The sequence below is a fragment of the Rummeliibacillus sp. JY-2-4R genome, assembly GCF_053847205.1.
The window spans coordinates 736190-749256 of sequence record NZ_CM132623.1 but is presented as its reverse complement, the minus strand read 5'-3'; the positions used below and the strand labels follow the sequence as shown (position 1 = coordinate 749256).

General features: G+C 35.7%; 9 protein-coding genes and 1 other annotated feature. Of the genes, 3 read left to right on the top strand and 6 right to left on the bottom strand.

Going from position 1 to position 13067, the window contains the following annotated elements:
* The first annotated feature begins 436 nt into the window (after positions 1 to 436).
* Positions 437 to 660, top strand: a binding site (T-box leader).
* Positions 661 to 702: 42 nt separating this feature from the next.
* Complete coding sequence (trpS, locus tag ACWV26_RS03425) at positions 703 to 1692, top strand: tryptophan--tRNA ligase (RefSeq protein WP_455896978.1); 990 nt, start codon at positions 703 to 705, stop codon at positions 1690 to 1692.
* Positions 1693 to 2069: 377 nt separating this feature from the next.
* Here the strand turns inward: trpS and ACWV26_RS03420 are convergent, their stop codons facing one another.
* From ACWV26_RS03420 to ACWV26_RS03410, 3 genes are all read right to left on the bottom strand, one after another.
* Positions 2070 to 4481 carry a heavy metal translocating P-type ATPase gene (locus ACWV26_RS03420; protein WP_455896977.1) on the bottom strand — a complete coding sequence of 804 codons (2412 nt, stop codon included), beginning with the start codon at positions 4479 to 4481 and terminating at the stop codon, positions 2070 to 2072.
* A 252-nt stretch (positions 4482 to 4733) separates the two neighbouring features.
* Positions 4734 to 5969, bottom strand: a complete 1236-nt coding sequence (gene fabF, locus ACWV26_RS03415; RefSeq protein ID WP_455896976.1) for a beta-ketoacyl-ACP synthase II — start codon at positions 5967 to 5969, stop codon at positions 4734 to 4736.
* A 25-nt stretch (positions 5970 to 5994) separates the two neighbouring features.
* Positions 5995 to 6933: a beta-ketoacyl-ACP synthase III gene (locus ACWV26_RS03410; RefSeq protein WP_455896975.1), complete on the bottom strand. Its 939-nt coding sequence runs from the start codon at positions 6931 to 6933 to the stop codon at positions 5995 to 5997.
* A gap of 184 nt (positions 6934 to 7117) precedes the next feature.
* Here ACWV26_RS03410 and ACWV26_RS03405 point away from each other — a divergent pair, with 184 nt between their 5' ends.
* A complete protein-coding gene (locus ACWV26_RS03405) occupies positions 7118 to 7321 on the top strand; it encodes a YjzD family protein (RefSeq protein ID WP_455896974.1) in 204 nt (67 codons plus the stop codon).
* A gap of 87 nt (positions 7322 to 7408) precedes the next feature.
* Here the strand turns inward: ACWV26_RS03405 and ACWV26_RS03400 are convergent, their stop codons facing one another.
* A complete protein-coding gene (locus tag ACWV26_RS03400; protein WP_455896973.1) occupies positions 7409 to 9562 on the bottom strand; it encodes an ATP-dependent Clp protease ATP-binding subunit in 2154 nt (717 codons plus the stop codon).
* A 314-nt stretch (positions 9563 to 9876) separates the two neighbouring features.
* On the opposite strand from ACWV26_RS03400, the gene ACWV26_RS03395 reads away from it, so the two are divergent.
* Positions 9877 to 10587 (top strand): Crp/Fnr family transcriptional regulator, encoded by a 711-nt coding sequence (locus tag ACWV26_RS03395; protein WP_455896972.1) that lies wholly within the window; start codon positions 9877 to 9879, stop codon positions 10585 to 10587.
* A 108-nt stretch (positions 10588 to 10695) separates the two neighbouring features.
* Here ACWV26_RS03395 and ACWV26_RS03390 read toward each other — a convergent pair whose 3' ends face one another.
* Both ACWV26_RS03390 and ACWV26_RS03385 read right to left on the bottom strand, forming a co-directional pair.
* Positions 10696 to 11373, bottom strand: coding sequence for an ABC transporter ATP-binding protein (locus ACWV26_RS03390; RefSeq protein WP_455896971.1), 678 nt, complete (start codon positions 11371 to 11373; stop codon positions 10696 to 10698).
* 4 nt (positions 11374 to 11377) lie between these two features.
* Positions 11378 to 12901 carry an ABC transporter permease gene (locus ACWV26_RS03385; protein WP_455896970.1) on the bottom strand — a complete coding sequence of 508 codons (1524 nt, stop codon included), beginning with the start codon at positions 12899 to 12901 and terminating at the stop codon, positions 11378 to 11380.
* Positions 12902 to 13067: the final 166 nt, after the last annotated feature.

Sequence of the window (13067 nt, the reverse complement as noted above, 5' to 3'; positions counted from 1 at the left end):
GTTTAGCTATTTTTAAATTAGAATTACTCTAATAAAGAGGTCTAACAACATTATACAACAGATTAATTCTTTTGGATATACAGTTAAATGAAATAATTTCGACTGATTTATGTCTAATTATTCTATTACTTTAAGCTTTTTAAGTTTTCAATATTGAGTAATTCACAATCACATATACATTATTACCAATTTTTTCAGCTCTTAAACATTTAATTTTAAATATAAATTTTCTCATTTAGAATTTTGAATTGAAAATAATCTGTATTCTACTATATTTACGTTTAATAGTTCAAAAAGTTTCAATTTACCTAATAAAAATAATTCAAATTTATATTCATTTATTGTTATGTATGAACCATGATTGAATGACATATAATACAATCAGAGTGTAAACTTGATATTTAAATTGAGTTATATTATAATTTGCACATTATATAGTAAAACGAAGACGAAGAGTAGTACTTATAGAAAGTATGTCAAGAGAGTCTGTGGAAGGTGTGAACAGATCATACACTATGGGGAATGGACTTCCGAGTTGGCTTTATGAACCACATTGTTGAGTAGTGAAGCTCGTTTTTCTCACGTTACGAGATTGAGTGGTCGATTTATTCGACAAGCTTGGGTGGTACCGCGGATTTCAAAACATCATTCGTCCCTATTAGGGATGCATGATGTTTTTTTATTTTAAGGAGGAATTACATTATGAAAAGAATTTTTTCAGGTGTTCAACCAACAGGCGTTATTACACTAGGCAACTATATCGGTGCATTCCGCCAATTCGTAGAATTACAAGATGACTATGAATGCATCTTCAGCATTGTAGACCAACATGCGATCACTGTACAACAAGATCCAGAAGAACTAAGCAAAAGCATTCGTACACTAGCTGCAACTTATCTTGCTGCAGGAATTGATCCACATAAGTCAACATTATTTATCCAATCTGAAGTACCTGCACATGCACAAGCTGGATGGATTTTAACTTGTACTTCTTATATTGGTGAACTAGAACGTATGACTCAATTCAAGGACAAATCAAAAGGCAAAGACGCTGTATCAGCTGGATTATTAACTTACCCACCTTTAATGGCAGCAGATATTTTGCTTTATAACACGGATGTCGTTCCAGTTGGTGAAGACCAAAAACAACATCTTGAAATCACACGTGATTTAGCAGAACGCTTTAACAAACGCTATGGGGATACATTTAAAATTCCAGATATTCATTTACCTAAAAACGGTGCTCGCATTAAATCATTACAAGACCCATTGAAAAAAATGAGTAAATCAGATGAAAACAAAAAAGCAACGATTCGTATTTTAGATCCTGCAAAAGATATTGAGAAAAAAGTAAAATCTGCAGTTACAGATTCTGAAGGCATTGTGAAATTTGATACAGAAAACAAACCAGGTGTCTCTAACTTATTAACAATAGAAGCTGCTTTATCAGGTGTTTCAATTGATGATTTAGTTGCAAAATATGAAGGCCTTGGCTATGGTGCATTCAAAGCTGGTGTTGCTGAAAGTATCATCAGCCATCTAACGCCAATCCAAGAAAGATTTGCTGAATTAATCAATTCACCTGAATTAGATGAAATCCTTGATCATGGTGCTGAAAAAGCAAATGCTATTGCTAGCGAAACGATTGCTAAGATGGAGACTGCGATGGGCTTGGGAAGAAGAAGACGATAAGCATTCCTATCCATGATCCAATGAAAATTTTGAAATCTACAGAATGTAAGATAAATGCAAAGACGGATGTCCAACTATATCCTAACGCATGATAGTTTAAGTATAAAATCATGTGGGTGGATGTAAGAACGATTAAGCCGTAAAAAATTAGAAAAAATAATATTCTCATTAGCACGAATCCTTTTCTATTTTTTACATTCTATGTGGAAAAGCCTTTCTCTATTCATAGAAAAGGCTTTTGCTATTAGCCACAAATCGAGTATTGATAGAAATGATTCAGCTACTCATTTCTAGGCTTGGAGTAATCCTGCTCATTCCAAAAAGCTTAAACAATAATAAAGAGTTGGTTCAACTATCTGAACCAACTCTATTTTTATTTATAGTTTTATTCGTTGTAGTCTAAGGGCATTTAACACTACGGAAACAGAGCTGAATGCCATTGCTGCTCCTGCTACCCATGGTGCTAATAATCCTGCTGCTGCGATTGGAATACCGATAATATTATAAGCAAATGCCCAGAATAGATTTTGTTTTATATTGCGCATTGTTTTACGACTCATTAGTATTGCATCTGCAATACTGTTTAAGTCACCTCGAATGAGTGTAATATCGGCTGCTTCCATTGCAACATCTGTTCCTGTTCCTATTGCCATCCCGATATCTGCAGTAGCAAGAGCAGGTGCGTCGTTGATTCCATCACCTACCATTGCTACTTTTTTACCTGACTCACGGAGTTTCTTTACTTCATCGGCCTTGCCTTCAGGTAATACTTCCGCAATGACTTGATTTACCCCTACTTCTTGGCCAATTGCATTTGCAGTAAGCTTGTTATCTCCGGTCAACATAATAACAGTTATACTCATTTCATGTAGGCGGCGAATAGCTTCTTTTGATGTCTCTTTAATCGTATCGGCTACCGAAACAATCCCTGAAAATTCCCCATTAATTCCTACAAGCATAGCTGTTTTACCGTTTCCCTCGAGCTGTTCCATTGTTTTTTCCATGCTTTTTATATCGATTCCAAACTGCTGCATTAGTTTTCGATTACCTACCACGACGCCTTGGCCAGAAACAGTTGCTCGGATTCCGAAACCGGGAATTGCTTCAAAAAACTGAACATTACCAAAGTGAATTCCCTTTTCTTGAATTCCTTGAACAATAGCTTCTGCTAATGGGTGTTCAGATTGCTTCTCTGCGGCACCGATTAAAGATAAGAAATGGTCTTTGTCTTGATCTTTTTTTACAATAACATCGGTTAAAACGGGTTTACCATGAGTTACTGTACCTGTTTTATCGACAACTACCGTATCAATGCTTTGAGTTTGTTCTAGATATTCTCCGCCCTTAAATAGAATTCCGAACTCAGCTGCACGTCCCGAACCTGCCATAATAGAGGTGGGAGTTGCTAATCCAAGAGCACACGGACAAGCAATTACAAGTACTGAAATTAAGGCTTCAAGCGCTTGCGTCAATTCACCTGGTTTGATCCATAAAATCCAAACAAGGAATGTAACTATTGCTATTCCTACTACAATCGGTACAAAAATACCAGAGATTTTATCAGCTAAACGTTGAATTGGCGCTTTAGAACCTTGTGCATCTTCCACAACTTTAATAATCTGTGCAAGTGCTGTATCCCGTCCGACTTTTGTTGCTTTCATTTTAATGAAACCATTTTTATTCATCGTAGAACCGTATAATTGATCGCCTTGTTTTTTATCTAACGGAAGACTCTCACCTGTTAACATCGATTCATCGACGGCAGTGGTTCCTTCTAATAATTCACCATCTACAGGTATTTTTGAGCCTGGCTTTACTAGCACTATGTCACCTAATACAACTTCTTCTAATGGGATTTCTTTTTCCATTCCATCTCTTTCTACAATCGCCGTTTTAGCTTGTAAACCCATTAATTTTTTAATTGCTTCTGAAGAATGTCCTTTTGCTTTCGCTTCAAATAATTTACCTAAAAGAATTAACGTAATAAGTATCGCACTTGTCTCAAAGTATAGGTGCGGCATATGTTGTGAATTAATCGATATGATAACTTGATATAAACTATAGAAATAGGCAGCTGAAGTTCCCATGCCAACAAGAACATCCATATTTGCACTACCATTTCGTAAAGCTTTAAAAGCACCAACATAAAATTGCTTACCGATAATGAATTGAACAGGTGTTGCAAGAATCAACTGTATCCAAGGATTCATCAACCAATCCGGTACATATAGAATTGATGTAAATGAAAAATGTCCAACCATCGTCCAGAGTAACGGCAGAGATAAACAAGCTGATACTATAAATTTTATTTGTTGTTTTCTTATTGTCTTAGCACGTATGTCTTCTGTATCTTGTGACTCTGCTTTTTGATGTGCGCCGTAACCTAATTTTTCCACTTTTGCAATGATATCTGAAACAGCTAAATCGGAAGGATTAAATTCAACCGTTGCCTTTTCTAAAGCTAAATTGACATTTGCAAAAGAGATTCCTTCCATTCTGTTTAATCCTTTTTCTATACGCGTTGCACAGGCTGAACATGTCATCCCTGTAATGTCTAACTCTGTTTTCTGCTTCAGAACGCCATATCCTAATGCCTCAATTTTCTTCTCAAAATCGGCTTCACTAAGTTTGGTGGGATCATATTGAATCGATGATCTCTCAAGCGCTAAGTTTACATTTGCTTGCTCAACACCATCCATCTTGTTTAACCCTTTCTCAATCCGCATCGCACAAGCAGCACAAGTCATACCTGTTATTTGCAAATTGGTTTCTTTCAGTTCCGCACTCATCTTACTTACCTCCCTCTTATCAATTATGAACATTAACTATCTAAATTTATTTAGGAATAATAAGGTATATACTGTATAGGGGTATTACACTAATACTGTACTATACCTATAAGGGGTATGTAAAGGGAATTGTTTCGCATTTATTTTTGACGAAAAATGAATTGCTATTCTGCAGTTTATAGTCAAGAATTCAAAAAAACCACAGGACTAATATGCCCTGTGGTTTATATTAAAAATCAACATAATTATCAATTAGATTTTTTTAAACAATAATGATGCATTATGGCCACCAAAACCAAATGAGTTACTTAATGCATATGAAATTTCTTGATGACGTGCTTCGTTTGGTACGTAATCTAAATCACATTGCTCATCAGGAGTTTCAATATTCATAGTTGGTGGTAATATGCCTTCTTTTAACGCTAAAACAGAGAAAATTGATTCAATACCGCCAGCTGCTCCAAGCAAATGACCTGTCATTGATTTTGTAGAGCTCATCGCTAATTTATAAGCATGTTCTCCAAACACTGTTTTAACTGCCATTGTTTCAAATAAATCATTGTATTGTGTACTTGTTCCGTGTGCGTTAATATAATCAATTTGTTCAGGCGTTACTTCCGCATCTTCAAGTGCATGTTGCATTGCACGAGCTGCACCTTCACCATCAGGAGCTGGTGCTGTGATATGATGTGCATCACCTGTTGCACCGTAACCTATGATTTCTGCATAGATTTTAGCTCCACGTGCTACAGCATGTTCATATTCTTCTAAAATAACAATACCTGAACCTTCACCAATAACAAATCCATCACGGTTTTTATCAAAAGGACGTGATGCTGTTAGTGGATCTGGATTTAATGTTAATGCTGTATTTGAGCAGAAACCTGCAACGGCCATATTTGTAATAGGTGCTTCAGCTCCACCAGCAATCATTACATCTGCCTCACCGCGTTCAATTACTTTAAACGCATCACCAATTGAGTTTGTACCAGATGCACATGCTGTAACGGTACATGAGTTAATAGCTTTTGCTCCAAAGTGAATAGATACTTGGCCTGCTGCCATATCAGGAATCATCATTGGTACGAAGAATGGACTTACACGACGTTGTCCTTTTTCGATAAAGTTCATAAATTGTTGTTCGTATGTTTCCATACCGCCAATTCCTGAACCGATCCATACACCAGTACGTAACCCTAACTCTGGTGTAATTTCTAAATTAGCATCTTCTACTGCCATGATTGATGCAGCAAGTGCAAACTGTGTAAAACGGTCCATTTTACGTGCATCTTTTCTAGCAATATACTTTTCAATATCAAAGTCTTTTACTTCGGCAGCAACTTTAGCAGGGAATTTTTCTTGATCTAGTCTTGTTAAAGGACCTACTCCAACTTTCCCTGCTTTAATATTTTCCCAAGTTGTTGAAATATCGTTTCCTAGTGGTGTTACTGCTCCAATACCAGTCACTACTACTCGACGTTTTGTCATGATTTTATTCCTCGCTTCTTTTGAGTTATTTTCCCCATTTAATCGCTACTGCGCCCCAAGTCAAGCCGCCGCCAAATCCTACTAATACGATTAAATCATCGTCTTTGATCTTATCAGACTCTAATTCTTCTACTAGAGCGTTTCCGATAGAAGCAGCTGATGTATTACCGTATTTTTGGATGACTGTTGACATTTTCTCAGGTGGTAAATCTAAACGTTGTCTTGCTGCTTCCATAATACGAATATTCGCTTGATGTGGAATTAAATAATCTACATCATTTTTTGTATAACCTGCTTTTTCGATTACATTGATCGCCGATTGGCCCATTTGGCGAACAGCAAACTTAAACACTTCTCTACCATTCATCGCAATATGATTTTCTTCGTTTTCATAAAGGTATTTGCCACCAGTACCATCTGCACCTAGTTCATAGGAAATAATACCTCTTCCTTCAGAAACCTTACCAATTACTGCAGCTGCTGCACCATCACCAAATAGTACTGCTGTATTACGGTCAGTCCAGTCTACAATTTTTGTTAACTTTTCTACGCCTACAACTAAAACATAATCGTATGCATTTGATTCTATAAATTGTTTTGCAGTGACTAATCCATAGATATAACCTGCACAAGCTGCTGAGATATCCATCGCAGCTGCTTTTGTTGCGCCTAGCTTTTCTTGAATCATACAAGCTACACTTGGAAATGGCGTATCAGGTGTTACAGTTGCTACAAGGATTAAACCTACTTGTTCAGCAGTAATACCTGCATTTTCTATTGCCTTCTTTGCAGCTTCGAATGCCATGTCTGATGTATTTTGATCATCACTTGCTACATGTCTTTGCTCAATTCCCGTACGAGTGCGAATCCATTCATCTGAAGTGTCCATCATTTTTTCAAGGTCAAAATTTGTTATAACCTTTTCTGGGACACATCTTCCTACTCCAATAATACCAGCATTCATGAGGTAGCGCCTCTCTTCTTTTATTATCAATTATTAGTATCTGGTCTTAATTATAACGAATTATTGTTTTCATTTCAATAATTCTTCATCACTTTGCCATTTACCTCTTTAAAAGTTTGTTTTAATTTAGAGGTTTTGTGTGATATTATAGTATAGGTAGAAAAGTAAGTTAGAGGTGAAATAAATGAGATATATTATGTTAGTTATTTGGTCTGCACTATTAGTTTCTACATTAAACTATGTTGTCAGCTCCATCAACAATGTACCATTAGATGGCCCAGCTTTCACAAAAGGCTTATGGATTTCACTTGTTATTTCTGTATTATTATTAATCGTTGATGCAGTAATTCCAAAAGATTCACCTAAAGAAATTGGTCATCAAGAATAATTAAAATCCTGCCCCATTTAGTGGCAGGATTTTTTCTTTTATAAAATAAACAGCCGCAATATACATACTATTGCGGCTGAATTTAAATTAGCTATTTGATTTTTCTACACGTGCAGCTGTTTGATCGCCATTCATAAAGACGATTACTTTATCTCCAGCCACCGCTTCACCTTTTAGTAGTTCTTTGGCAACGAGTGTTTCGATATGACGTTGTACGAAGCGACGTAGTGGTCTTGCGCCAAATGCAGGATCTACACCTTCTTTTATCACCCATTGCAAGACATCATCTTCCACTTGTAATTCAATTTCTTGTTCACCAACGCGTTTTTGTAGTAACGCAACATATTTCTTTGCAATTTCATAATATTGATCGTTTGATAATGAATGGAACATGATAATGTCATCTAGACGATTTAATAGTTCTGGTTTGAAATGTTGTTTTAATGCAGCCATGACTAAATCTTCAACTGCGTGTTCATTTTCTTGGTCTTTGATTTCCATTAAATAATTTGAGCCAATATTAGAAGTTAAGATTACTACAGTATTCGTAAAGTTTACTGTACGACCTTGACTATCTGTAATACGGCCATCATCCAAAATTTGTAGTAAAATATTTGCTACATCTGGATGCGCTTTTTCGATTTCATCTAATAAAACTACTGAATATGGATTACGACGCACAGCTTCTGTTAATTGACCACCTTCTTCGTAACCGATATAGCCTGGAGGTGCTCCGACAAGACGAGATACACTATGTTTTTCCATGTATTCTGACATGTCGATACGGATAAAGTGATCTTCAGAATCGAATAGTTGTGCAGCTAATGCTTTTGCTAACTCTGTTTTCCCTACACCAGTTGGTCCCAAGAATAAAAATGAGCCAATTGGTTTGTTTGGATCTTGAATACCTGCTCGAGCACGCCATACTGCTTCTGTTACTAAACGTACTGCATCATCTTGTCCTACTACACGTTCGTGTAGAGTATCTTTTAAATGCAATAATTTTTCGCGTTCGCCTTCTACTAATTTTGTTACTGGAATACCTGTCCATCTTGAAACGATGGAAGCAATTTCTTCTGATGTTACATCTTCTCGTAAAAGACGTGTTTCATTTCCTTCTTGAAGTGAGTTTTCTAATTCATGTAACTCTTTTTCAAGTTCAGGAATTTTACCATGACGAAGAACTGCTGCTTTGTTTAAATCGTATTGGTTTTCTGCTTCTTCTAATTCACGGCGATATTTATTTAAAGTTTCTCTTTTTTCTTGTATTCTGTGCAATGAGGATTTTTCAGACTCCCATTGTTCTTTCATAGCTTTTGAAGATTCTTTTAATTTTTCTAATTCCTCACGTAGCGCAACAAGGCGTTTTTTACTTGCCTCATCTTTTTCTTTCATTAATGCTTGCTCTTCAATTTCTAATTGCATTTGTCGGCGTGTCACTTCATCTAATTCTTGTGGCATAGAATCGATTTCCGTACGAATCATCGCGCACGCCTCATCGATTAAATCAATTGCTTTATCTGGTAAGAATCGTTCAGTTAAATAGCGATTAGAAAGTTCTGCTGCAGCAACAATTGCTCGGTCATGAATTTTAACTGCATGGTGCAGTTCAAAACTTTCTTTTAAACCACGCAAGATAGAAATCGTATCTTCAATGGAAGGTTCACGAACTAAAACTTGTTGGAACCGACGTTCAAGTGCAGGGTCTTTTTCAATATACATACGATATTCATCTAAAGTTGTAGCCCCGATACAGTGAAGTTCACCACGAGCTAACATTGGTTTTAACATATTTCCAGCGTCCATCGCACCATCTGTTTTTCCGGCTCCTACAATCGTATGAATTTCATCGATGAATAAAATAATACGACCTTCACTTTCTTTCACTTCTTTTAAAACACCTTTTAAACGTTCTTCAAATTGACCACGGAAACTTGCTCCTGCGATCAAAGCACTCATATCTAATTCATAAATCAGATGATCCTTTAAACCTTCCGGAACATCCTTTTTCACAATACGTTGTGCAAGCCCTTCTACAATAGCTGTTTTACCTACCCCTGGCTCACCTATTAAAACAGGATTGTTTTTTGTCTTCCGAGATAAGATACGAATGACATTTCGAATTTCTTGATCTCGACCAATAACAGGATCCATTTTTCCTTTTTTAACTTCTTCTACTAAATTACGTCCGAATTGTTCTAATGGACTTTTTTGTTCTTCGTTATTCATTTGCATTTGCATAAGATCTAACTCCTTTGTTTGACCTTTTTTGACCTTTCGATTAATTACATTATAGTTCCATCTATTTTAAAAGTAAAGCGATTTGTTTGACCTTTTTTGACTAATCATTATCTCTCTTCCATATTCAATATTTGGTTACAATCTGAAATGAAATATGTGTTTTCTCCTATTATTCTCATCTTCTTTTCTGTTACATAATTATTATAGAGAAAATAAATAATACCTATTTTCAAACGAAGTGTGACAATTTTAAACCTTTCCACTAATTCGAAATCACTATGTTATAATGAACAAAAATATAAGCAGGTGTTGAGATGATTGTGGAATCTTTCCATGAAATTGAGCCATTCCCATTTAAATTAAGAGAGATTTTTAAAAATAATGGTTCTACACTGAAAGTTTCAAAGGGGAGCCATTTATGTTTAGAAGGAGAACCTACAAAGGAAATCTTCTTCGTAGTTTCTGGAAAAGTAATGGTATCCAAAGAAACAGTCAGTGGAAAAGAATTAACGCTTCGTATTTGTGATCAAAACGACTGTATTGGCGATGGAATTATTTTAAGTAATACAGATAACTATCCATACACTGCAAAAGCCTTAGAAGCCTCAATCATTCTGACACTGGACAAAAAACATTTTGAAATGTATCTAAGTCAAGAACCCCAAGTTTTAATAGAATGTATTAAATGGTTACAACTTCAAAACTTAAAATCACAGACAAAACTCCGCGATCTATTATTGTATGGGAAAAAAGGTGCTCTATACTCTACCATTATTCGATTAACGAATACTTACGGCATTCCTCAGGAAAATGGAGATATTGTAATCAACTATCCTTTAACCAATACAGCACTCGCAAATATGTGTGCAACTAGCCGTGAAGTCATCAATCGAATGCTCCATGAATTAAAAAAATTGACTATATTATCATTTGACAAAGGCATCATAACTGTTCATAAATTAAACTATTTAAAAGAAGCATGTGAATGTGAAAACTGCCCTGTGAGCGTTTGTCGTATTGATTAATAGACATACTATATATACCCAACTACAAAATAACTATTCAAAAAGCTTGGTACGCAACTTTATATGCGACCAAGCTTTTGTGTTTTTTCTATATAATAATTCTTTACATTAATGTTGAAGCTGCAGTTGGTTGAATTTTTTATTTTTCAATTCAAGGACTATATCACATTGATTGGCAATTTCTCTTTCATGCGTAATCACGATGACGCATTTATCTTGCTCATGTGCTAGTTCTTTAAATAATTTTATAATTTCTAAGGAATTTCTTTCGTCCAAATTTCCTGTTGGTTCGTCTGCAACAACTAGTTTTGCATCACAACACATCGCACGAACGATTGCCACTCGCTGTTGTTGCCCCCCCGAAAGATGTTGCACATTTTTTTGCGCCATTTTCTTTGTGATTCCCACTTTTTTTAGCATGGACAATGCATAATCCTTCCTGTTTACTTGCGTACTTCGAGTAATTTCCATTGCAGATACGATATTATCTACTGCTGACATATACGGAAGTAAGTTATAGGATTGGAATACAATTGATACATATTTATTGCGGTAGTTGGTCAAACCAATCTTTTTCAATGGTTTTCCTTCATATACTATTTCACCTTTTTTGGGAACATCAAGGCCAGCTAGAAGAGAAAGAAATGTCGTTTTGCCTGAGCCACTTGAACCTAGAATACTGTACAACTTGCCATTTTCAAATGTTAAGTTAATATCATCATACAATACATCTTCCTTATTGTTATACCAATAATTCACATCTTTTATTTCTAACATTCGGATCACCCTCTTATGAGATTAAGATTTTTTTCGGTTGCATACGCATTACGCCAATTGATGCCATAATAATGGCTAGGAAACTAATAGCTAAACCAAAACCACCTAATTTAACTAGTTCTTCCAATGACATTGTTATATTAAGATCTTTAATTTGTTTTGCCTCACTAGCACTCCCTGCGCCAAAGTTAGCAAATGTTCGTCCTGGTCCTCCATTTCCAAGTGCTCGTTGACCTTGTCCTGGACCATCTTGACCATTTTGTCCATATGAGGCTGAAACAGTTGTTGTAGCTTGTTGATCTAGAAGTTGTTTTCCAACCATATTCCCTACAAATTTGCCACTCACCCCCGCAATACATAAAGCAATTACTAATACCGCAAGTAGTTCTGTAAAGAACTGGCTAATAATTTTCTTCCGTTTTTCACCGAGCGATAGCAATACACCAATTTCATATTTTCGTTCACGAATCATTAGAATAACGATCAGTGCTAAAATGACTGTTCCTGCGACAGATACAAGAATAACAATCTTTTGTGCAAAGCTTTCAACATTTGTTAAAGGTTGTATCATTTGTTGATATACTTGATCATTCGTTGTTAAGCTATACGTATCAGTATCAAGTCCTGCCTTTTTTGCTTCTTTCACAAATGTATCCATTTTCTCTGGATCTGATAATGTATAGATTACTGAATCTGCAGTGTTTTTGTAGACGGAACCTTTCATTTTATTGGCTAATGTATACGATGTGTAAATTGCATTATATGGGTTTAATGCTTCTATACGCATACTTCTTTCATCAGCTGTTTCAGAAGTTTTATAAATACCAACCACTTTTAGTTTGTAAACCATATCTTCATTTTCCGTATTTGTTACTTTAATCGTATCTCCTACAGAAATATCATTTGCTTTTGCTAAGTTCGTTTCAATCACAGCCTTATTTGTACCTTCATCTTGAGCTGTAATCCCTACACCTTCAGTTATCTTTGCAGTACCACTAGTAAATTTACTTGCAGTATCAGTTGAATTCGTACCTTGAATCGTGATATCACCTGATGACATCCCCATCATCCGCATGCCACCTGCTGGCCCACCTTGTTGACTATTTTGATCATTACTAGATTCATCTGTACTTGAGCTATCATTAGAAGAGATGGCATCGAATGATTTTGCATTCACCGATGTAGAAGATGAAAGACTATAAGATGACACATTGTCCAATTTTGCTAGTTTGTTTACCGTTTTCATATCAACTGGCGTAATAGAGAAACTACCATGATCTGGTCTATCACTGTTGGTATCAGTCGAACTGCTGTCACTAGATGAGCTTGCTTTTTTAAAAGCATTCTTCATATTTGTAGTGAGCGTTACCGTTGCCCCCATACTCTTCTTGGCATTTTCGGTTGCTTTAAGTGAAGCACTTTGTATCGTTAGACCTGCTAAAATGAAAATTAATATCGCTGAGAATACAAAAGTTAATAGAAGGGTTCTCCCTTTTTTCGCTTTTGTACTATAAAAAGCACGCTTTAAAAAATTCACTTCATATCCTCCTTATTTGTTTAAGATGTCCTATTTTTTTGATCATCATGATTCCAATCCGAGCTCGTACTAATTGAAATCATCCATGACAATCTCTTGTTTACAAACAAAGTATATAAAGTGAATGTATCAGGAATGTGTCAAAGCAAAAAAATACACTATATCT